Consider the following 20519-nt stretch of genomic DNA (forward strand, 5'->3'; position numbering starts at 1 on the left):
AAAAGCCTGCCACCGCGTCCATAAAACCACCCATTTGCCGACTATGCTCAATAGCAGACCTTGCTGTTGCCAGTTCTTGTCGTAAGGGGGTGCAGGTCATGACTCGATGGTTGCTGCTGGTGTGGATCCTGCTATTCAGTCATGTCCCCCAACTGCTAGCGTTCGACAGCATCACCGTCAGTGGCGGCCGGGGGAATGCCAGTGCGAGATCCGCACGGCTGGCTCTGGTGCAAGACCTGGATCCACTAGGCTTCAATCAGTTCTTTTCCAATCTCGGTCTACAACTGGAGTACAGCGCCAGTCGGTTGCGCTCGCTGGGAGAACATCATGATGCCTTTGGCATATTGCCGGTCGTACGCTGGAGCTGGCATCCACAACGAAGTTGGCACTGGTTTGTCGATTTCGGGATCGGCGCCAGCTACCACGAGAAGACGCAAGTTGCCGATCATCAACTCGGTAGCCATCTGCTGTTCGAGGACCGCGTCGGATTGGGCGTCCGCCATGAGCGCTGGATCCTGGCTCTAAGGGGCTACCACTATTCCAATGGCGGGCTGCAGACGCCGAATGATGGCCTGAATCTGTTGACTCTGGAATTAAACTGGGAATTACCCTGAGTCACCCGATCGACTGTTTTTATTGGAGGACGATCATGCACCCGTTGGACGATTCAACCCTGCAAACCTGTTTGCTGCATCTACCCGATTGGGAGCCGCAGGATGGCGTATTGAGCCGCCAGTTCCAGTTCGCCAATTTTATCGAGGCGTTTGGCTTCATGACCCGGGTCGCTCTGGTCGCCGAGCACATGCAGCATTATCCCGACTGGCAGCACCATGAGCGTCAACTGACCATTCGCCTGACAACACCTCAACAGGCCGCCATTACCGAGCTGGATGTGGATCTGGCCCGCGCCATTGATAAGCTCTGGGCCTCGACACACGCCCATTGAGGCGGCGACGCGATCCCGGATCCTGCGTTTGACACTGCCCATTGTTTCTCCCTTATGCCACAATCGCCGTCCGATATTGGCTCAGGAAGCGAGTGGGATGCAAAACAGGAAAATCGAGGTTTCAGCCGAAGTCGTCGCCGAATCATTGCGCCTGGCCCGAGCGAATCAAGTCCCGGGTCAGAGCAAAGAACAGACCCAGTTGATCGCACAAGGTATTCAAAAAGGGATTGCCGAGTACAAACGCGCCCAGAAAGCCCGCCAACGACTTGCCGAGAAAGCGAAAAAGCAACTACGTCGCCAAACGAACACTCTGGTGACCGATGCGACCAACGACGAACCCACAGAACCACTCGTTGCCATTCCCAAATCATCGCGATCGCTGATCACCTGGCTACCATGGGCGTTGCTGGTATTGACCTGGAGTGGGATCGCCGTGAACTGGCTCAGATAGAACCGAAGATTGGAACAGGCAGGAGCAGCAGCCTGGCCGAAGGCATAAGACTGTCAGGTTCAACAGCAGAAGGAACGCCGAAGATCACCTAGATCTTGACCGTGTTGGCTCGCTTTTCAGGCGACATTTCAGAACCTGCCGACTCACGCTGCAAGCTCTTTGCTTTAGTCCACAAACGGACTAAGCCCCGTAGACTCTCGTCAGCGGGGCTTTTTTTCATTCCAACTGCAGTGGATCAGGCCTCGACGAGAAAGGATTCCGCTTCGACGCGAGCCTGGGCCAGACCCTGTTCCCGGGCCGCATCACCCATCCCCAGACCTTGGGCATAGGCAATATGAATGTCGGTCAAGCCGAGGAAATTCAGTACGGTACGGATATGAGCCAGCGCCAGATCGGTCGCGGCGTCACGATGCACGCCACCCGTGGTCAAGACCAGCAGCACCGGTTTGTTGGTCAGCAAACCCACCGGACCTTGCTCGGTGTATTTGAAGGTCACACCCGCACGGCAGATGTAGTCGAACCAGGTTTTGAGCTGGGTCGGCACCCCAAAGTTATACATGGGCACCCCGATGATCAGGCGATCGGCCTGTTCAATCTCGGCAATCAGTTGCTCGGAAAGAGCCACTGCTTGCTGCTGACGCTCGTTACGACCTTCAGCATTGGCAAAACCGCCAAGGATCTCGCCATCAAGCTGAGCCAGTGGCGCGGCCCCCAGATCCCGGACAACCACCTGTTGGGCCGGATCTTGCTTGCTACCTTGAGCTAACAGCTCATCGATCAGCAGTCCTGAGCTGGAATAATCACCCAGAATGCTGGATTTGATTGCCAATACCTGTGCCATGTTCACCTCGAGTGGATTGTTATCCGAAATGTCGCTTCGTGGAGTCACTGTACCCAGTAGGCAATCGAACATAAAGCGCAATAAAACGCTTTGTTTATTCTAAAAAATAGAAAGGTTTGCGGCAGGCATCTGAGCGCAGCAAACGCAACAAGATGACGACGTCGCTGCAGGGAAGCCGACAAGCGAAGAGGATAATTGATGCAACAGCCACAAGACCGCAGTCGGGGAGCCTTGCTCGGACTCGCCATTGGTGACGCTATTGGCACCACACTGGAGTTCCGCCCACCGGGCTCATTTGCCCCCCTCACCGATATGGTGGGCGGCGGCCATTTTTGTCTGAAAAAAGGTTACTGGACGGACGATACCTCGATGGCACTCTGTCTTGGGCACAGCCTGGTGGCTTGCCAGCGTTTCGATGCCACCGATCAGATGCAACGTTACTGCGACTGGCTGGATAACGGCTACATGAGCAGCATAGGGACCTGTTTCGACGTCGGAGTCACGGTCTCATCCGCGTTGCGTCGCTTTCAGAAAACCGGCAACCCCTATGCAGGTGCCAAATCACGCTGGAGTTCCGGCAATGGATCCATCATGCGACTGGCGCCGATCGCCATTGCGTGCGCACATGATGTGGCGGCCGCACAACGCCTGGCTGCGGCCAGCTCTCGCACCACCCACGCCGCCCCCTTGTGCCTGGATAGCTGCGGACTGTTGGCTACGGTACTGATCCAGCTACTGCGCGGCTACGGAAAATCCGGCTTGCAGGCCAGCGACTATACTGCCAGCAGTCACGAAGTCGAGCAGTTGCAACGCGGTCACTGGCAACAGAAGAGTTATCAGCAGCTCAAGGGAACCGGCTACGTCATCGACAGCCTGGAAGCGGCACTCTGGTGTTTCTATCACACCGACAACTATGCCGACTGCGTACTGGCCGCCGCCAATCTGGGCAACGATGCCGACACCACAGCCGCCGTCGCGGGTCAGCTTGCCGGTGCCTGCTATGGGTACGCGGCAATCCGTCCCGCGTGGCGCGAAGCGCTGCATCGGGAGGCCGAGATCTGCCAACTGGCCGACCAGTTATTTGCCCTGGATCAGCAACAGAGTCTGAGCCTGAACGCTCCGCATCCCGAGTTCACGCCATGACCCGGGATCTGGCTCAGACAAGCGAATGGAACAGCCAGAGTCCGCCGTTTAGTCGGATCTGTCTACCCATCAACCGCTGCAACCTGCCCGCGGTCGTGCTGGCCAGCCTGACGTTTCAGCGTCATCCCGTGCCATTGGAGCTGGATGGCATTCAGCCCCATTACCAGGACTTGTTCGAACAACTGTCCGCGCTGACCGATAGCCGAAGTCGCTGCCAACACTTTGCGGACTATATGGCGGTGCACTTTCGCCTGCCAGGGCATCCATTAGAGCCCTGGCCGGAAGCCGAACCCATACCACGCCCCCAAGCCAACTACCGCCGTTTGCTACTGGGTTGGTTATTTGACTCCGATTCTGACGCCGGCGCCGCCTGGCGGCTCTGGGTCGAGTCGCGCTTCGGCCTCTGCACCCGCTATCACAAGGAGCCCATCCTCGATCAGGACGCAGGCCCCTACTACCGCTTCATGCAAGCCTGTGTCCGAGCCACCTATAACACCAACGATCTGGCCGGGCAGTTCGATCTGCTCTACAGCTTCTGCCAATTCGAGTTGCGCCATCGCTATCCTGACACACTGCATCTGGAGCTATTCCGGGGCGGCGATGAATGGCCAGCCCCTGGGCCAGACGGTGAGCCGGTGGTGCTGTACAACAACCTGAGCTCTTTCACTCGCGAGGTCGACGAGGCTTATCGCTTCGGGCCGCGAGTCCATGCTGTCCAGGTGCCGCTGAGCAAGATCATCTGTTTTGAGTCGTTGCTACCCGGCGCACTGGATGGGGAAAATGAGTTCATGGTTCTCGGTGGTTATTATCGCGTTACCCGAGTGCGCTGAAGGACGGAGCAAGCGGCAGAGCGGTCTCAATGGTCGGCAAATGTCCGGCAATCCACCCAGCGCACCGGGCTGGTCTGCAGCGCCAGAAATAGCTCCGGTAAGGCTGCCGCCGCCTTGGGGCCATTGTCGTGCCAACGAATGATCCCCTTGCGCCACAACAACATCAGAGTGGTCACCCGATCCGCGACTTGCTGGGTACTCAACCCCGGGCTCATATCCTGGCTGTCGATATTCCATAGCACGATCCGTTCGAAAACCTGGCCGCTCATCTCGGCAGTGCGCTGCCCCTGGGGAGGGCGAAACCAGGAGAGTTGGGTCACTTCGGGAATGGCATGCAGCAAACGCCGCGACTGACGCAAGGAATCACGCCAGTTTTCGAGCTCCGGATAAAGCTCCTCGCTCATCCCGTTCGAGGCGACACAGTTCTCGCCGAGCTCCTGGGCTAACGCTTCCGGGGAGGAAGATAACCGCTGTGCCAGTGGCTCCCCCTGCAAGAAAAACACCGCATTCTGTCCGGCCTTGCTCAACACCCGGGTGGTCCGCCAAGTACTGCCCCCCGCCATCGTCGGCCCGGCATCAAAGCTGAGCAAGAATTCACCATCCATCAATTCATAACCCGTGAACTCATCGCTCGTCAGGGTGGCGATTTCACTGCTGGGATGGGGAAACTGCGCCGCCAGGGTTAGTTGCTCCTGCAAATAGCGGGCATGAAACAGCCGGGACTCGGCTAACCAATGTTGCAGCCGGGCGGGCACGGCAGGAGGCGAGAGCACCAATTGCCGCAGCTCGGCCACGGTTTTCAGCTGTGGGCAGCCACGACACTCACGGCTGGCGGCCTGAAACGCGGCCAGCAATCGCAACCAGCTCTGGGCACGATAATGGTCAATTGCCAGCATATCGACCTGCGGCAGCCCGAGACGCTGTGGCCACTCGTCGGGAGTCACCAACTCGCTGCCCATCAGCTCGCTGGCGAAATTGAGGATTTCCAGACGCGAGGCAGCATTGAACCCGGGATGGCTGGCCAGTGAATCGGGCCACAGGGTGCGATCAAGCGTGGCGATCGGCTCGGCGCCGACCGTAACGAGCAAACTCCCCAGCAACAACAAAATCCGAACCATCATGGTGCTGCCCATCCCTGAATCACCACTGCCTGGCACCGCAGCCCCATAGTGTGGTGCAAGCGGCCGTTGCCGAGCATAGTACATGGCGCCGATGCAGGGCGCCATGGTGCTACCGTTGCGGCTCAAGAACCCATGGCAACCAGAACCTATACTCAAGGTATCGGCGAGAATGAACGGGAGGGCATCATGAGTGATAACTGGCTCATGCCCAAAGGCAGCGATCTGATTGCAGCAGTGCGCTGGCTCAGCGAACAACAACGCCATGATCGTCAGGCCATCGAAGAGGCGAGCCTGCGGTTTGATCTCTCGCCATTGGATGAGGAATTTTTACTGCAGCACTGCCGCGCCCATAACGCAGGCCTGCCATCATCAGTCGTCGAGAAGTAAACCGCTCAGGAGGGTATGAGTACCGTCCGCAGATACAAGGGCTCGGGGCACGGGATCTGCTGGCACTCCAAAAACGCCATAGCCCCCGCCACATCACTAAAGTAGTGGCGCCTCACCGGGCTTGAGTCCTCCCACCCCAGCTCAATGAAGGCTTTTTTCAGGCGCATACCGGCAGTGACATAGACACAATCCCGCACTGCGGTTTCACTCGCCAGCCAGCGATGAAACAATTGAAACTCCGGTGGCGCATCATGGGTCGAATATTCCCAGCGCTCCATCAAGGCCAACAGCACCCGGTACTGCTGAGGAGCGGCACTCAGCAGTGCCATGATCTCATCGACCTGCTGAATGGCCCCTTCCTTGTTAATCGATCCTGTGATGTCGACCAACAGCACCGGGGGACAAGCCCAACATTGCCAGGCGCCATGACTCTCGACCATCTTGCCTCCCTGCCTCTTGCCACCATTCAAATGACCGACGCCGAATGCGCGATACCTGGTTCAGATAACGGCGTCAATCCGCACCGCTTGACGAACAAATGCAAAAACTGTGCGCGCAGCCGCATATGACAAAGCCTGTCAGCTTCCACACAATCGCAGCGGAATTGTGCGTTTCTTTCCTGCCCCTGATGCCTGATTGCCGCAGGGAAACGGTAATCGAGAATGGCGCACATCTTGCTGCCCGTTCTTCATACCCTCATTTCATCACGCGTTATGAGTCTTGCGCCACGACTCTCTGCACCAATGGAGGAAATCTGCATGGGAAACTGTAGCTGTAAATCTGCGCCACCCGATCGGTATGTCAGCTTCAAGGAAATTGATTGTGATGGCAATGCCCGGGCCGTGATGGCGATGATCCGCAAGCACATCGATGATCCGGCCCGCAGCAATGCCTTTTGGGAATATTTCAAAACCAAGGCTGCAGGCGGCTCAGGGCCCCGCCCCGATGAATTGTTTCTGATCCACAGCAATCTGAACCAGATCCGTGAGCTATTTGAAACCTGGGAAGACACAGAAGCGCTGGCTGCACTCGACCTGCTGGAGGTCGAGTGTTGCTAAACATCAGGTTCCGCTAACCCCGTGATCCTAGCCCCAACGTGGCCAGCAGCAAGGACGCCAGATGATAGGGCTGGCGTCCAGTTAACCGGCTAATCTGTTGTCGGCAAGCCATACCGGTGCACAGGATCTGCGCCTCCGGCTCGGCGGCTAGAGCGGGCAGCAACGCCAGCTCGGCCATGGCCACTGAATCAGCCAGATGCTCACGCTCCAGGCCGAAGGTACCCGCCATGCCACAGCAGGAAGCCTCGATAAAGGAAAAATCCAGCGCCGGGATCAGGCGCAGTACCCGCCGCAGCGACTTCATGGCCCCGCTGGCTTTCTGATGACAATGACCATGCACCAAAACACGTATCGGCATATTCCGGGGCTGATAGTGAACGCGCCCGGCCTGCAGTTCATGGGCCAGAAACTCCTCCAGTAACACCGCCTGCTGCTGTGCCAGATCGGCCACCGGCCCTAACGATAACTGGCGGTACTCATCCCGTAGCATCAATAGCGCCGAGGGCTCCAAGCCAATGACCGGCAGGCCGCGACGCAGACTGGGCTCCAGCATTGCCAGTAATTCCTGCGCCTGGGCTCGTGCCGCCTCGACATAACCTTGAGATAACAACATACGGCCACTATCCAGCATGGCGCCAGAACCTGAACCGGGATGGATCACTCGCACCCGATAACCCAAAGCCCGCAATAGCAGCAAGGCATCATGAGCCTGCTCCGGAGCAAATTGACTGCTGAGACTGTCAACCCAGAGGACTACCTCCCGTAGCGCCGGCTGTCCGATCAACGGATCAAACCAGCGCTCGAGCGGCGCAAACGGTGTATCGCTGGGCACCGGCAGCGGGAACGCGGCGGAGATGCCCAGCCATAGCTCCATCTGCCGCGCCAGCCAGGGTGAGCGATTTCGCCAACTCAGAGCGGTTGAGAGCCAAGGCGCATGATGCAGCAATTGCGGGAAGTGGCCGAACAGCCAGGCCCGGGGTGAAAAACGGCGCCGCCGACGCTGCTGGGCCAGATATTCCAACTTGATGGCGGCCATATCCAGGTTGTTCTCGCATTCCCGCTGACATCCCTTGCAGGAGACACAACTATCCAGTAGTCGAGCGACCTCCGGATCATCCAGCCAATACTCGGGATCGGGATGATTCAGCGCCTGCTTGAGCTGGACCACCCGACCACCGGGGGACATGGCAGGATCACGATGCAGGTGATAACTCGGACACATGACTCCATGTCCCGGCTGCTGGCACAGGCCACTGCGAATACAGACCGCGACCGCCTTGGCAAAATCTCCGCCGTGACGGGGAATATCGGCATAAGCATCCCCCATCCCCTGATCCTGATAAGCCGACCACTGCAGTTCATGCTTCATTGTCTCATCCTGAAACTTGGTGATTTCAGCTGAGAGATACAAGAGTGATGCCTAAAATAAGGCCATATAGATCAACAAGATAAGAGGTTGTGATCCCCCAATTGTCCGACAATGCACACACAGTAAGTGGCGCGAGGAACCTGGTTCTGCCGAGGTTGCAGCCGGGCCTGGAGCTAAATAGGTCAGAAAAACTCAGGGGCCGCAGCCCCTGATATCTTCCAACATTCCGTGTGGCCGCACCCAGCGGCCAGAAACTCTAGTGTGTTTTCTGGACGGCGCTTTTTGTGCGGCTACGCTGCGTCTTGGTCACTTTCTTCTTTTTGCTGAGCTGAGATTTTTTCTTGGTCGCCACTTTTTTCTTGGCCGTCGCCTTTTTCGTGACCCCAGACTTCGGCTTGGTCTTACTGGTGGCCGCAGATTTGCGAGCCCCCAGCATGGGGTCATAGCCTACCCGCTGCGCCGTCAGGCTGACGATGCCATCATCACTGCTTGAGGCCAGCGAGCGGGGGCTGGCGAGAGTCGAAGCACTGGCTGGCACCCGAGCCCGCGCACTGGTTGCAGGCACAGGGCTCTTCCTGGTCACGACGCCTGCTTTCGGAGCCACCGCCTTACGTTTGCTTGCCGTCGCGGTCTGGTTCGAACCTGCCAGCTGGCGCGCCTTGGGGGATGAAGAGTTTGCCGCCGCCAACGCACCGGCCGACATCAGGGCCGGGGCCGCATTGGCATAGAAGCTTGAAGAGCGGGCCGCGCCATCCAGATAATCCACCGTCGGCAGATCCAGCAGACGATCGAACAACATCGGCATCAACACTTCCGGCCGCGACTCATTGGCGTTCCATAACATCACCAGGCCAATATCCTTTTCCGGCAAGAATCCAAGACGCGCACGCACCCCGGAGAGACCGCCGGCGTGGAAAATCATCTTGTGGTTACCGTTGTACTGGAAAATGCGCCAGCCCATACCGTACATCGGCATTTTGACTCGCGTCTGCCGCCATTTCGAGGTCGCGCCCTCCTTGGGCGAGCGGATCAGGGGCTTGGTCAGCTCCTGCATCACTTTCGGCGGGATCACGTCCGGTCTGTGCCCCATCACGGCGGCCAGATAGCGCCCCATATCGGTGATGGACGCATTCACCCCGGCAGCCGGCAGCACGTTGTAATAGGGTTGAGTAATCGCCTTGGGCACCCAACCGCCCCCGCCTTTGACATGCGGCGTCGCAATGTTGCGGTTGTTCAGCATGCTCCAGCGACTGGCGCTCGCATCCTGCATTCCCAGCGGCCGGAACAACCGGTTTTCCAGCAAATCCGCATAGGAGTGCTTGAGCTGACGACTGAGGACATCGCCGATGGTGGAATAAAGAATGTTCTGATAACCAAAGCAGCGCCCAATCGGGCAAGCTGCACCCAGCCGCTGAGTTTTGGTCAGCAGTGCAGGGTAGGAGACTCCCGCTTCCAGCAGGTTATCGTTGGCGTTGTGTGGCAGACCACTGGTGTGGGAGAGCACGTTGCGCACCGTCAGACGATTGGCTGTATCGTACTTCAATCGGAAACCGGGCAAATAGCGACTCAGGGGCGCACTCAGATTGATCTCCCCGGCGTAGGCGGCTTGACCCGCCAGTACGGCGGCAAAGGTCTTGGAGACCGAAGCCAGGCGAAACACGGTATGGGGATTCACCGGATTACGGGTTTTGGTGCTGCCGACGCCGAGCGTCTTGACGTAGACCACGCGGCCATTCTGGACTATCGCTACTGCGGCCCCCGGTATCCGGTAGGCACCAAAGATGCGTTCCACATCCCGATCAAATTGCGGTAATACCGCATTCAGGGGTTGGGCGGCAACGGGTCCCACCCCGCACAACAAGGCAACAGGAAGCAGGCGACGCAAGAATAGTCGGCCCAAGGAGGCAATCGCGGACATGATGAAGGCACCCAACACAACAAGGGGCGCTATTGTTACAAACCCCCCGCTCCACGCCAAGCTCTGACAGCGTTTGCAGCCGCCTTTGTCGGCGAAAATCCGCTCCGCCTATCTCCACAGTCTGGACATGGCCATTTAATCTCCGTACACTCGCGCCGTCATTGGGGAGTAGTCTCCTGTGGCTTGTCGCCGCCCGGCAGCAAGCCAACAGGGTTTACGTCAACATACTTGGCCCTCACGGCCATGGCGTAAACGACCTATACGGTTTGACAAGACCTTTGACCACCCAACTACCGGATTAGGCCGGGGTAGTCGTGTGGTCATTGGAATTTTCTAAACCGGCCTTGAGGACCTCACATGGAAGCATTTCTTGTCTCCTCGGGCATTGTCGCTCTGGCCGAGATGGGTGACAAAACTCAACTGCTCGCGCTGATACTTGCCGCCCGATTCCAACGCCCTCTGCCCATCATTCTGGGCATTCTGGTCGCCACCTTATTGAATCACGCCGGTGCCGGTGCCGTTGGTCATGCCGTCACCCAATTGATTGGGCCCGATTGGCTGCGCTGGATCCTGGGGCTCTCCTTCCTGCTGATGGCGGGCTGGATCCTGATCCCCGACGAAATTGATGATGAAGAGACCAAGGTGACCGGCCGCTACGGGGTGTTTGGCGCCACCCTGATTGCCTTCTTCCTGGCCGAAATGGGTGACAAGACCCAAATCGCCACTGTGGCCCTGGCGGCTCACTATTCGGCATTTTATAGCGTAGTGGCCGGCACCACGGTCGGCATGCTGATTGCCAACGTCCCGGCGGTATTTCTCGGTGACAAAATGGCCCGCAAGGTGCCGCTCAAGTTGGTGCACGGCATCGCCGCGGCCCTGTTTGCTGTCCTGGGTCTACTGACCCTGTTCAATGTCGGCGATCTGCTGTCACTCTAAACAAGCAGGGGCTCAACACTGAGCCCCTGACTTCCTGGTGCTGAAGTCGCCATCAAGCCAGCCGAACCAGCAAACGCCGCAATTTTTCCAGCAACAACTCGATGTCGGCCGCACTGACATCCAGAGGCGGGCGGAAACGAATGCTCTGGGTACCCGCCCCCAGCAACAGCAGATCCTCCTCATCCAGCGCCATCTGGATGAGCCGACCTTTATCGTCACCCCGACGCAAACTGAAGCCCTGATACAGCCCCCAGCCGCGAACGTTATACATCAGTTGCGGCCACTCCCGTGCCAGTTGCTCGAGGCCCCTCACCAGTTGCTGCGCCTTGTCAGGGACTGCGGCCAGCAACTGCTCGTCACGCACAATGTTCCACTCCTGGACAAAACGCACCATATCGGCCAAGGTTCCGCCCCAGGTTGAATCAAGCACGCCGACATCCTGCATCGAACGCTGCATGTACAGCACCCCATTCCCAAACTTCTTGGCACTGGCAATCGCCTGAGGCGGATAGGGCAAGTCAAACAGATCGATCGCGAACACCTTACCGCACTGTCCACCCGAAGTTTGCACCTCATCCAGCCCCCAATTGATCTGGTAGCGATGACATAGCCGCGACAGCTCCTGATAGAAACGTGGCCCGGCGATCCGGTGCCCTCCGGCGCCTTGCATCGGTTCGAGGATCACGCCAGCGATCTCATCCGGATACTGTTGCATCAGGGATTCGATCTCTAGCAGGCAGGCATCCAGCTCCTGTTCATTTTCGGCGTCAGATCGACTGTGGTCCCAGGCCGGGAACGGCACCTGCAGATTGCCGGGAATGATGCCCTGGTAATCCCGGGTCGCCAGCGGATCATTGGCCAGTTGGGTGATATTCAGAGTAAAGACAGTCCGACCATGAAACGCCTGGTCAAAATAGATGAAACGCTTACTGCGCGGTGTTCTGCCCAACTCCTGCATTCGTTGCTGATGCAAGTTGATGAAGTATTTGAGCATGTTCTCCACCGCTTCGGCGCCGGAATTGACCACATACACCTCGACCGGTTGTCCGGCCATGCACTCCGGAGCCAACTGGTGCAGTAGCTGGTAATACGCCAGACATTCGGCGGTGAGAAAGTCCGGATTGGCCATCTTGTTATTGGCCGCCAGTGCCAGGCGCGAAACATAGTCAGGCTCGTATAGCCGTGGGTGGTTATAACCAATCAGACGTGCACCATACAGACCACACCAGTCCATGATGCGATCCCCATCCACAGTGGCCAGCCAGACTCCGCGGCAATTGGCCAGATCGACAACAAAGGGTTTGGGTTCGGCAATCACATACCGGGATAATTCGGCCAGCATGGCCTGACTCTGGGGTTTGGGATAACTCATAGCGACATCCTGGAAAACAGTATATTGCGCCATCTCTGGCGATATTTTTCGCCGATTACCATACCAAGTAACGACATCGGCACTACAGACGCCTACCGCTTGATGTGATGAACAGCACAGGCTGTCAGGCAAAAACTGCGCCAGTATTCGGTATTGCCTGATGGTCAATCTTTCAACGATGGTTTAGCCTTTTTAACACAAGGGGAGTAACTTCAATGCCGACGCGTCGTCAATACAGTGCCATGCACTCGGCCGTCGGGCAGCAGGATCTGCTGTAAGTGAGACCTTGCCGCAACAGGCAAGGAGTCTTCACCGGATACCCCGAAAGAGCCTGTGCCGTTGCGGTCACAGGCTTTTTTATGAGGAGAAAGGGACGATGGAATTACTGGGAACCTGGTGGATGTGGAGCGGCTTTGCCGTCATTGTCATCGCACTACTACTGGTCGACTTGTTACTGGTCGGCGGTGGCAAACAGCATAAGGTCAGCCTGAAAGAGGCGGCCATCTGGTCACTGGTGTGGATTGGCGTCGCGCTGGCGTTCAATGGCGCCATCTGGTGGTATCTGGATGCCCAAGCCGGGCGGGAACTGGCCAACCAGAAGGCGCTGGAGTTCTTCACCGGTTATCTGATCGAAAAAGCCCTGGCAGTGGATAACGTCTTTGTCTGGCTGATGCTGTTCGGCTATTTTGCCGTACCGGCCGAGTTGCAACGGCGTGTGCTACTGTACGGCGTACTGGGCGCCATCCTCATGCGTACCGGCATGATCTTCGGCGGCAGCTGGCTCATCAGCCAATTCCATTGGGTGCTCTATCTGTTTGGCGCCTTCCTGGTGCTGACCGGTGGCAAGATGTTGTGGATGGCCGATAAAGAGCCGGATCTGGCGAATAACCCGCTGTTGAAATGGTTGCGACGCCACCTCAAGGTCACGGAGCACCTGGAAGAAGAGAAGTTCTTCGTCATCAAGCAGGGGGTTCGCTACGCCACCCCGCTGTTCCTGGTACTGATCCTGGTGGAAATCAGCGATGTCATCTTCGCGGTCGACAGCATACCGGCGATCTTCGCCATCACCACGGACCCCTTTATCGTGCTGACTTCGAACATCTTCGCCATCATGGGCTTGCGGGCCATGTATTTCCTGCTGGCTGATTTTGCCGACCGGTTCGTGCTGTTGAAGTATGGTCTGGCGCTGATCCTGCTGTTCATCGGTACCAAGATGTTGCTGATCGACATCTACAAGATCCCGATAGCAGTTTCGCTGGGCGTGGTGACCGTGATCCTGATCGGCAGCATGTTGCTCAGCCTGCGCTATAGCCGCAAATCGCCAAGCGCCTGAGCATCACCATCCGCGCACGAGACATCTGGCGTGAGGCAAGTGGAATAAACAAAACCCGGCAACTGCCGGGTTTTTTCATCTTCGTGCTCCTATAAGAGAGCGCATCACTAGTCGTCCAGTGCCGCCATCAACGCCGCTTCCAGCTTACCATTGGAAACACAGCTCGGAACTATGGAGGGTGCCGGAACATGGCTACCGTCCGCTTCCAGGAAGGAGACGGTAGTGGTGCCCTTGATATTTACCGTCGCCACGGTTTTGCCCAGACTTTCTGTCAGGATCAGATTGACGTGTAGCGACGGATTTTCAATCGCCACCTTGTTGCCGCCACTACCGCAATCCAAATAATCCAGCCCCTCGGCATAATTCTCTTGCTGCGCCGCCAGCAACCCGGAGGTACGGGCCTGGCTCTGCAGCGGCAACTGCTGATCGGCGAACCAGCGCTCGGCGCGCGACCAGACCAGATCGAATGGCTTGTCGAATTCCGCGGTATTGTTGGTGGCCACCGCGGTCGGCGGCGTATAGCGGTACTGTTCCGAGAGGCCGTTATCGCTGGAGCACGCGGTCATCAGCAACGGGATCAGCGCCAGCGCAACACGATATTTCATAGTCCATCCTTCCATCCATCAAATCAGGGGCAAGCCACATGACGCTCAACTACAGCCGATGTCAGTGGCATATCGACCGCCATTCTACCCGTCACCCCGCCGAGTGTCAGTCCTGGCGCCCGATCTTCTCTCAGAAGCCTTCCAGTTTGCGCTGATAGGGATAACTGATGCGGTATCCCGGCTCCAGTTGCATTTCACCCTTCGAGGGCAGTGTCAGATCCCAGGCCAGCACACCCGGTTTACCCGCCACCTGTTGCCGGGTCGGAGCCGGGCTGCCAGCCAGTGGTGAAACCTTGATCAGCTCATGCCGCGGCACAGGCCAGATATCCAGCACAGTCAACGGCATCGGCTGCTGGTGGCCACTGACAAACTCATAGCGCCAACGCCGGGTCACGACCTGTTCCTTGTTCAACACCCCGGTTTCCCCCTGCTCATCCTGCAACAGGTTGACGCTGACCTTGACCGCATCATCGACACCAAAGGCCAACGCCAGTTGGCCGCCCGCCTCGACTTGAGGCTGTGAGCTGGCGCCAAGATAGGTGCCATCCCGCGAGAGTCGCCATTCACCCGCCAACCAAGGCGCCTGCAGGCTGTTGGTCAGATCGGCATACAGATAGGCGTGGGGATCGAGTCGGGGTAGCACCTGCAACCGTTGTGACACCGGCTGCTGCTCCTGCCCCAGAACCACCCGTTGCTGATCCTGATTCGAGGCAATCGTCACGGCTCCGGCAATCTGGTATTCGGCGACGAACTCGCCAGCCTCCAGCGTCGCCAGACTCAGCCGTGCCTCTTCGGCTGGAGCGGGGGCTGCCGCGAGCATCACGGTTTCATCTTGCAGCTTGCTGCGTTCGGCCATGGCACCGGCTTGCGCCGCTTTTTGCAGATCCCGACTCTCATCATGTAAATCAATCCACCAGCTCTCGGCCTCCGGCGCCTGGGTGGCTTGCTGCGGACGACTGGTGGCCAGACGCAGGGCAACCCGATCCCAATTCTCACCCGTTACCTGCTGGACCAGAGCGGCACGGGTCAGGCTCAGCTGCCCCCGGCGAGTATCCAGCCCGGCCTCATACACCGGCTGCCATCCGGCTCCCGCCACCTGATAGGTCACTTGAAGTTCGGCATCCCCCCCCGCGCTGTGCAGATTGATGGCCAGCGTCCGGCTTTCCCGTGCCTGACTCTGCAAACGCTGCAACTCCCGACCGACCTTTTCCAGCTCCGCTTGCAAACCGCGTTGCTGCTGATTGAGTTTGACCCGCGCCAAGCCTATGGTGCGCATCCCCTCGCCCAACGCGGTCACTCCCGCTTGCCACTCGCTGGCAGGCAATGGTTTAGTCTGCTCACCGGGTTTGCCGGGGGCTTGTGCCAGGGCTTGCAAGAAGGACTCCTGAGTGGTCAGGGCCAGGGCCTCGGCTTGCAGGTTCGCTTGTTGATCCTGCAGGATCTGCTGCCGCGCAAGCCACTGCTGCGCCTCGGGCTGCACCAGCTCACTGGCTTGAATATGGCGGATCTCGACAGTACCAATCTGTAATCCAGCGCCCTGTCCGCGCAAGCGCAACGAGTTCTCATCCAGTCCGGCAGGGAATCCGGTGAGTTGTAACTGGTGATCGCCTGCCGGCAAGGGTAAACGAACATGTCGAGTCACAGTCGCCAACCCGGGATGGACGGTGACCGCCTGGATCTGGCTGGTGCGAATGAAGGTTTCTGCCTGAGCGATGGACATGCCGGAACATGTCAGAGCCAGAACACTCAAAGACAAAGGTAGGATTCGGATCATGGCGGCCTCCTGGAAATGAGACCTTACGCTAGCTCCTTTCGAGCCTTAAATCATGGAGCCAGCGCACAGGGTCCGATCAGACGAAGCAACGCTCTGCCCAGCGGGCCAAACCAGCGATGACGCTGCCGAAGTGATCCCCCATCACGATGCGGCTGGCACCATAACGCTGCTGCAACCAGCGGTGGATCACCGGCGAGCGGGCCGTACCTCCGGTGACAAAGATCACATCCGGCACCAGAGCCGCCTGCCGCAAGGCCTCATCCGCCAACTCGCCGATCTTCTCCAACAGGGGGTTGGAGACTTCCGCAAAACGCGTCTGGCTAAAGGGGACGCTGAACTGCTCATCCAGTAGGCAGACAAAGCGCGAGAACTGGTCCGCATCCGTCATCAGGATCTTGGCCTGTTCGGCTTCCCAGACCAGATGATGGGTCTGCTTCTGTTCCCGTACCCAGCCCAGACGGGCCAGCAATCCAGGCTCGCTGGCATCCAGCATCAGTTGCCGAAGCAGTCGTGCGGTGTCCGGCGCATAGAAACGTCCCTGGGCTTGAACATCGTTGATCGCCATCGCATCCCAGAACAACTTGCTCGGCATCGGCAGCCCTCGCTTGTTGCTCGAGCTCATGCCGCACAGCGGCATCAATTCCGCCACGGCGAGCCGGATATCGAAGTCATTACCGCCGATCCGCTGACCGGTATGACCGAGCAAGTCCTGCTCACGGCTACTGGCCCGCGCCCGCTCCGGCCCCATCCGCAGCACAGAGCAATCCGTAGTGCCACCGCCGATATCCAGGACCAACACGTTCTGTGGCTGCTGCAGACTGGCTTCGTATTCCAGGCCAGCCGCCACAGGTTCAAACTGGAACTCCACCTGCCGAAACCCGGCCAGATGCGCCGCATCCGTCAGGATCGTCCGCGCCTGGCGATTGCTCTCCTCACCGCCCAAGCCTTGAAAATTCACCGGCTGACCAATCACCGCATCCTGAATGTCTGCGCCGAGAGCCTGTTCGGCACGCTGCTTGATGGTGACCATCATGGCGGCCACTATGTCGCGGAAGAGCTGGATTTGCCCCTCCGACAAGCCTGTGGCGCCAAGAAATGACTTGGGTGACTTGAGATAATATCCCTCTTCCGGGGCAGCCAGATAGCGCTCAGTCGCCGCTCGACCGACCAGCAACTGATACTCCAGTCCTTCATCTTCCAGACTGTCTCGCAAACGCCGTCCCTTGGTGATCGCCTGCTGACGCTCTTGAGCAAAACTGGCCTGCCGATGCGAAGGCAACTGTTGCAACAGCAGATCGGCGATGGCTTCACGGTGAGGAGCAAATAGGGTTGAGGGCAGATAGCACTCATCCCCTTCGAGTGCGACTCGCCGAACCTGTCCCTCGGCCATCACCGCGACGGCACAATTCGAGGTGCCATAGTCAAAACCAATGCGCATAATCATCCCCAGGTTTCACCCTCGACATCAGCATGCCGAGCATTGAAAAGGGGGCGATCCTAACGGAAAGCGCCCCCCTTGCACAGGTCTGTGCGATATCAATAGCGCCAACGGAATTCGAGGCGTACCGCCTCAGGTTTCAGGGTGAATTGCAGTTGTTGAGTCTGATCGGGATTCTGCAAACGCAGGCGCAAACGATGACCATCCAGCCGCATCATGCCGGAGCCCCACTCTCCCTGCCATTTGAATTCAGGACGGGCTCGATGCAACATCCATCGCGACGGCTCAAGACGCAGGCTCAACGCTGCCGGGGTCGTCTGCAAAGCGGGTGTGGTCACCCAGGGTGAGGAAGAGGAACGATATAACTCGAGCGGCAACGACAGTCCAGCTTGTGGACTACCAGAAAGCTGTACACCGGACAGCCGCAACTCATCGACGCAATCAAAACCGCACCCCAGGCGCTCGACCGCATCAGCCGAGAGGCTCGACACTATCAATACCACCGGAAGCAGGGCACGCATCACTTCGATCCTGAAGAAGGCTCCATACTATGGGTTTAGCAGCTGACGAGCGGAAACGGCAGGGTCTGGACAGAATATCTTTGCGACTTAAGAATCCATTTGCACACCAACCAACAAACAGCCCCGATTAACTCCCTTTTGGTAATTCTGGCCCCCCGGATCTTCACTGGGATCGCATGAGGATTTGGACCAAAAAATCTGAAAACGCAACCATTTGAACCGACATCACAAATCAGGCAACTGCAAACAACCTTGGAGAGCGACACTCCCTAGAATAGGTGCCAATTCACATCACCTCAGGGATTGTTCTATGTTCAAGCCGCGCCAACTGGCCTTGCTGACTCTTTCCACTCTGCTGGCCTCCTCCGCCCAGGCAGCGCCCATCACGGCGCCCTTATATTTGTCGATCAACAACCAGACTCCTGACGAACAATTGCAACTCAAGGCCCAAGGGAAAGACCTCTACCAAGTCACCACCAGCCTGAAAAAAGGCAGTTACCAGATCCAGGTGGCAGATAAGGGCAAGAGTTGTGGGACCACCTTTGGTCCTGCCAGTAACGCGCCTCTTCCCTTTGGCAAAGCTAACACTCTGAATAATTGCGCCAAGGATCAGCAGTTCCAGCTCAAGGTGCTCCTGGCCGGTAACTACGATTTCACGCTGGACAACAGCAACCCGGACGCACCGACTCTGAAGGTGCTGCGCGCCACCAAAGCTGGCAGCTTCAAACGCCAGCCACCCGCGGTGGACTGTATCGCTTGGGACGGAGGTCCTGTGACCGTCAAGGTCGGCAAAACCTGGCCCAACGGTACCACGCTACGCGATGCGTACTCCGGCCAAACCGCAACCGTCAAGGCAGGCAAGATCACCATGACTCCTGCTGCGGAAAGCGAAGGCATGCTGCTGCTGGAGCCGGTCAAACAAACCGTGCACTCTTTTACCTGGGACAACGCTACCGTCTACTTCATGCTCACCGACCGCTTCAAGAATGGTGACACCAGCAATGACAACTCCTTCGGCCGCAAGAAGGATGGTAAAGATGAAATCGGCACCTGGCATGGTGGCGACTTCAAGGGCATCACCGAGAAGCTGGATTACATCAAATCTCTGGGCGTCAACGCCATCTGGATCACCCCCATGGTGGAGCAGGTCCATGGTTTCATCGGCGGTGGCGAGAATGGAACCTTCCCCTTCTATGCCTATCACGGCTACTGGGCACTGGATTTCACCAAGATCGATCCGAACTATGGTGACGAAGCGGCCCTGCAATCCATGGTGGATGAAGCCCACAAGCGTGGCATCCGCGTGCTGCTGGATGTGGTCATGAACCATGCCGGTTATGCGACACTCGCCGATCTGCAGGATGTCGGCCCGCAAGGCGTCGTCACCAACCAACAGGAGCTGCCTGCTCGCTGGTCCGACTGGACACCGAAGGGCCTGTACGGCAACTGGCATGGCTCCTCGCAAAATGTGAATTACATGTCCACCGAGTGGTCCAAGTGGTGGGGGCCGGATTGGGTGCGCGCCACCATGCCTGGCTACCAGACCCCGGGGAACGACGATGTCACTGGCGCGGTTGGCGGCCTGCCCGATTTTCTGACGGAATCCACCAAAGCGGTGGATCTACCGCAATTCCTCAAGGACAAGAAAGATACCAACGCCAAACCATTGCCCAACGCCACTGTGGTCGATTATCTGGTCAAATGGCACACCGATTGGGTACGCAAATTCGGTATTGATGGCTTCCGAGGCGACACCGTCAAACATCTGGAACCGGCCGCTTGGCAAAAGCTGAAAGTCGAAGCGACAGCAGCACTCAAGGAGTGGAAAGCCAACAACCCGAGCAAGAAGCTGGATGACCTGCCCTTCTTCATGGTTGGTGAGGTCTGGGATCATGGGATGAACAAGGATCTCTGGTTCGATAATGGCTTCGACTCCATCATCAACTTCGACTATCAACGTGACGCCCTCAATAATGCCCAGTGCATGACGACGGCAGAGCCGACCTATGTGAAGTATGCCAAGACCATCAATACCGATCCGAACTTCAACGTATTGAGCTACATCTCGTCTCACGATACCAAGCTGTTCTTCGGGGATTATGAAGATGCCGCCTTGCAACGCCGGGTCGCCAACAGCTTTATGTTGCTGCCGGGTGGCGTGCAAATCTACTACGGCGATGAATCCGGCCGTGGTCTGATGAAAAGCGATGGCGTCTTTGACCAGGCAGTACGCTCCGATATGAACTGGAGTGAACTGGCGAGCGGAGAAAAGGCGGATCTGGTGAAACACTGGCAAAAGCTGGGTGAATTCCGCAACAACCATCCGGCTGTTGCAGCTGGCAGCCATAAGAAGCTCAGCGACAAGCCTTACACCTTTGTCCGGCAAAAAGGCGATGACAAGGTGATGGTGGTGTTTGCAGGCCGCAAGAGCTAAGCCACTACCTGAATCAGGCAGCAAAAAAGCCAGTCTATCGAC

General features: G+C 57.8%; 20 protein-coding genes and 1 riboswitch. Of the genes, 10 read left to right on the top strand and 10 right to left on the bottom strand.

Translation table 11 applies throughout. The features are described from left to right. The first annotated feature begins 98 nt into the window (after positions 1-98). The 3 genes from ACZYUB_RS14590 to ACZYUB_RS14600 all read left to right on the top strand — a co-directional run bounded on the left by ACZYUB_RS14590 (position 99) and on the right by ACZYUB_RS14600 (position 1397). Positions 99-614 (top strand): acyloxyacyl hydrolase, encoded by a 516-nt coding sequence (locus ACZYUB_RS14590; RefSeq protein WP_463948980.1) that lies wholly within the window; start codon positions 99-101, stop codon positions 612-614. Between the two features lie 35 nt (positions 615-649). Next, on the top strand, positions 650-946 hold the full coding sequence (locus tag ACZYUB_RS14595; protein ID WP_463948981.1) for a 4a-hydroxytetrahydrobiopterin dehydratase: 297 nt from the start codon (positions 650-652) through the stop codon (positions 944-946). Between the two features lie 97 nt (positions 947-1043). Next, positions 1044-1397: a DUF2956 domain-containing protein gene (locus ACZYUB_RS14600; RefSeq protein WP_463948982.1), complete on the top strand. Its 354-nt coding sequence runs from the start codon at positions 1044-1046 to the stop codon at positions 1395-1397. 235 nt (positions 1398-1632) lie between these two features. Here ACZYUB_RS14600 and ACZYUB_RS14605 read toward each other — a convergent pair whose 3' ends face one another. Continuing rightward, positions 1633-2238: an FMN-dependent NADH-azoreductase gene (locus tag ACZYUB_RS14605; RefSeq protein ID WP_460882190.1), complete on the bottom strand. Its 606-nt coding sequence runs from the start codon at positions 2236-2238 to the stop codon at positions 1633-1635. Between the two features lie 198 nt (positions 2239-2436). Between ACZYUB_RS14605 and ACZYUB_RS14610 the strand changes: the two genes are divergently transcribed. Both ACZYUB_RS14610 and ACZYUB_RS14615 read left to right on the top strand, forming a co-directional pair. Further along, entirely contained in the window at positions 2437-3381 is a 945-nt protein-coding gene (locus ACZYUB_RS14610) for an ADP-ribosylglycohydrolase family protein (RefSeq protein WP_463948983.1), read from the top strand. Further along, entirely contained in the window at positions 3378-4211 is an 834-nt protein-coding gene (locus ACZYUB_RS14615) for an NAD(+)--dinitrogen-reductase ADP-D-ribosyltransferase (protein WP_463948984.1), read from the top strand. Before ACZYUB_RS14610 ends, ACZYUB_RS14615 begins: the two co-directional genes overlap by 4 nt. 26 nt (positions 4212-4237) lie before the next feature. On the opposite strand, the gene ACZYUB_RS14620 is transcribed toward ACZYUB_RS14615, so the two are convergent. Further along, complete coding sequence (locus ACZYUB_RS14620) at positions 4238-5437, bottom strand: polysaccharide deacetylase family protein (protein WP_463948985.1); 1200 nt, start codon at positions 5435-5437, stop codon at positions 4238-4240. Positions 5438-5518: 81 nt separating this feature from the next. Here ACZYUB_RS14620 and ACZYUB_RS14625 point away from each other — a divergent pair, with 81 nt between their 5' ends. Then, positions 5519-5719: a hypothetical protein gene (locus ACZYUB_RS14625; protein WP_463948986.1), complete on the top strand. Its 201-nt coding sequence runs from the start codon at positions 5519-5521 to the stop codon at positions 5717-5719. A gap of 5 nt (positions 5720-5724) precedes the next feature. Here ACZYUB_RS14625 and ACZYUB_RS14630 read toward each other — a convergent pair whose 3' ends face one another. Then, complete coding sequence (locus ACZYUB_RS14630) at positions 5725-6159, bottom strand: hypothetical protein (RefSeq protein WP_463948987.1); 435 nt, start codon at positions 6157-6159, stop codon at positions 5725-5727. 318 nt (positions 6160-6477) lie between these two features. Here ACZYUB_RS14630 and cowN point away from each other — a divergent pair, with 318 nt between their 5' ends. Beyond that, complete coding sequence (cowN, locus tag ACZYUB_RS14635) at positions 6478-6777, top strand: N(2)-fixation sustaining protein CowN (protein ID WP_463948988.1); 300 nt, start codon at positions 6478-6480, stop codon at positions 6775-6777. Between the two features lie 13 nt (positions 6778-6790). Here cowN and ACZYUB_RS14640 read toward each other — a convergent pair whose 3' ends face one another. Together ACZYUB_RS14640 and ACZYUB_RS14645 are read right to left on the bottom strand one after the other, a co-directional pair. Then, complete coding sequence (locus ACZYUB_RS14640; RefSeq protein ID WP_463948989.1) at positions 6791-8146, bottom strand: (Fe-S)-binding protein; 1356 nt, start codon at positions 8144-8146, stop codon at positions 6791-6793. Positions 8147-8402: 256 nt separating this feature from the next. After that, positions 8403-10064 (bottom strand): serine hydrolase domain-containing protein, encoded by a 1662-nt coding sequence (locus ACZYUB_RS14645; RefSeq protein WP_463948990.1) that lies wholly within the window; start codon positions 10062-10064, stop codon positions 8403-8405. A 151-nt stretch (positions 10065-10215) separates the two neighbouring features. Then, positions 10216-10414: riboswitch (yybP-ykoY riboswitch) on the top strand. Positions 10415-10421: 7 nt separating this feature from the next. Here ACZYUB_RS14645 and ACZYUB_RS14650 point away from each other — a divergent pair. Continuing rightward, on the top strand, positions 10422-11000 hold the full coding sequence (locus tag ACZYUB_RS14650) for a TMEM165/GDT1 family protein (RefSeq protein ID WP_463948991.1): 579 nt from the start codon (positions 10422-10424) through the stop codon (positions 10998-11000). 52 nt (positions 11001-11052) lie between these two features. Here ACZYUB_RS14650 and ACZYUB_RS14655 read toward each other — a convergent pair whose 3' ends face one another. Beyond that, positions 11053-12372, bottom strand: coding sequence for an aminotransferase class III-fold pyridoxal phosphate-dependent enzyme (locus ACZYUB_RS14655; protein WP_463948992.1), 1320 nt, complete (start codon positions 12370-12372; stop codon positions 11053-11055). Positions 12373-12757: 385 nt separating this feature from the next. Here ACZYUB_RS14655 and ACZYUB_RS14660 point away from each other — a divergent pair, with 385 nt between their 5' ends. Further along, positions 12758-13705, top strand: a complete 948-nt coding sequence (locus tag ACZYUB_RS14660) for a TerC family protein (protein ID WP_463949004.1) — start codon at positions 12758-12760, stop codon at positions 13703-13705. A 107-nt stretch (positions 13706-13812) separates the two neighbouring features. Here the strand turns inward: ACZYUB_RS14660 and ACZYUB_RS14665 are convergent, their stop codons facing one another. From ACZYUB_RS14665 to ACZYUB_RS14680, 4 genes are all read right to left on the bottom strand, one after another. Continuing rightward, a complete protein-coding gene (locus ACZYUB_RS14665; RefSeq protein WP_463948993.1) occupies positions 13813-14310 on the bottom strand; it encodes a hypothetical protein in 498 nt (165 codons plus the stop codon). 130 nt (positions 14311-14440) lie between these two features. After that, on the bottom strand, positions 14441-16084 hold the full coding sequence (locus ACZYUB_RS14670) for a DUF4139 domain-containing protein (protein ID WP_463948994.1): 1644 nt from the start codon (positions 16082-16084) through the stop codon (positions 14441-14443). Between the two features lie 76 nt (positions 16085-16160). Next, complete coding sequence (gene yegD / locus ACZYUB_RS14675) at positions 16161-17522, bottom strand: molecular chaperone (RefSeq protein ID WP_463948995.1); 1362 nt, start codon at positions 17520-17522, stop codon at positions 16161-16163. A 98-nt stretch (positions 17523-17620) separates the two neighbouring features. Further along, the gene (locus tag ACZYUB_RS14680; RefSeq protein ID WP_463948996.1) at positions 17621-18043 is read right to left on the bottom strand and encodes a hypothetical protein; all 423 of its coding nucleotides are present in this window, start codon (positions 18041-18043) and stop codon (positions 17621-17623) included. Positions 18044-18353: 310 nt separating this feature from the next. Between ACZYUB_RS14680 and ACZYUB_RS14685 the strand changes: the two genes are divergently transcribed. Then, positions 18354-20477 (top strand): alpha-amylase, encoded by a 2124-nt coding sequence (locus ACZYUB_RS14685; RefSeq protein ID WP_463948997.1) that lies wholly within the window; start codon positions 18354-18356, stop codon positions 20475-20477. The last annotated feature ends 42 nt before the right edge of the window (positions 20478-20519 follow it).

This window comes from Pseudaeromonas sp. HNCC25DJ182 (assembly GCF_055413365.1).

Coding starts and splice junctions, on each gene's coding strand:
- ACZYUB_RS14590 (WP_463948980.1), top strand. CDS start 99: ATGACTCGATGGTTGCTGCTGGTGTGGATCCTGCTATTCAGTCATGTC.
- ACZYUB_RS14595 (WP_463948981.1), top strand. CDS start 650: ATGCACCCGTTGGACGATTCAACCCTGCAAACCTGTTTGCTGCATCTA.
- ACZYUB_RS14600 (WP_463948982.1), top strand. CDS start 1,044: ATGCAAAACAGGAAAATCGAGGTTTCAGCCGAAGTCGTCGCCGAATCA.
- ACZYUB_RS14605 (WP_460882190.1), bottom strand. CDS start 2,238: ATGGCACAGGTATTGGCAATCAAATCCAGCATTCTGGGTGATTATTCC.
- ACZYUB_RS14610 (WP_463948983.1), top strand. CDS start 2,437: ATGCAACAGCCACAAGACCGCAGTCGGGGAGCCTTGCTCGGACTCGCC.
- ACZYUB_RS14615 (WP_463948984.1), top strand. CDS start 3,378: ATGACCCGGGATCTGGCTCAGACAAGCGAATGGAACAGCCAGAGTCCG.
- ACZYUB_RS14620 (WP_463948985.1), bottom strand. CDS start 5,437: ATGGCGCCCTGCATCGGCGCCATGTACTATGCTCGGCAACGGCCGCTT.
- ACZYUB_RS14625 (WP_463948986.1), top strand. CDS start 5,519: ATGAGTGATAACTGGCTCATGCCCAAAGGCAGCGATCTGATTGCAGCA.
- ACZYUB_RS14630 (WP_463948987.1), bottom strand. CDS start 6,159: ATGGTCGAGAGTCATGGCGCCTGGCAATGTTGGGCTTGTCCCCCGGTG.
- cowN (WP_463948988.1), top strand. CDS start 6,478: ATGGGAAACTGTAGCTGTAAATCTGCGCCACCCGATCGGTATGTCAGC.
- ACZYUB_RS14640 (WP_463948989.1), bottom strand. CDS start 8,146: ATGAAGCATGAACTGCAGTGGTCGGCTTATCAGGATCAGGGGATGGGG.
- ACZYUB_RS14645 (WP_463948990.1), bottom strand. CDS start 10,064: ATGTCCGCGATTGCCTCCTTGGGCCGACTATTCTTGCGTCGCCTGCTT.
- ACZYUB_RS14650 (WP_463948991.1), top strand. CDS start 10,422: ATGGAAGCATTTCTTGTCTCCTCGGGCATTGTCGCTCTGGCCGAGATG.
- ACZYUB_RS14655 (WP_463948992.1), bottom strand. CDS start 12,372: ATGAGTTATCCCAAACCCCAGAGTCAGGCCATGCTGGCCGAATTATCC.
- ACZYUB_RS14665 (WP_463948993.1), bottom strand. CDS start 14,310: ATGAAATATCGTGTTGCGCTGGCGCTGATCCCGTTGCTGATGACCGCG.
- ACZYUB_RS14670 (WP_463948994.1), bottom strand. CDS start 16,084: ATGATCCGAATCCTACCTTTGTCTTTGAGTGTTCTGGCTCTGACATGT.
- yegD (WP_463948995.1), bottom strand. CDS start 17,522: ATGCGCATTGGTTTTGACTATGGCACCTCGAATTGTGCCGTCGCGGTG.
- ACZYUB_RS14680 (WP_463948996.1), bottom strand. CDS start 18,043: ATGCGTGCCCTGCTTCCGGTGGTATTGATAGTGTCGAGCCTCTCGGCT.
- ACZYUB_RS14685 (WP_463948997.1), top strand. CDS start 18,354: ATGTTCAAGCCGCGCCAACTGGCCTTGCTGACTCTTTCCACTCTGCTG.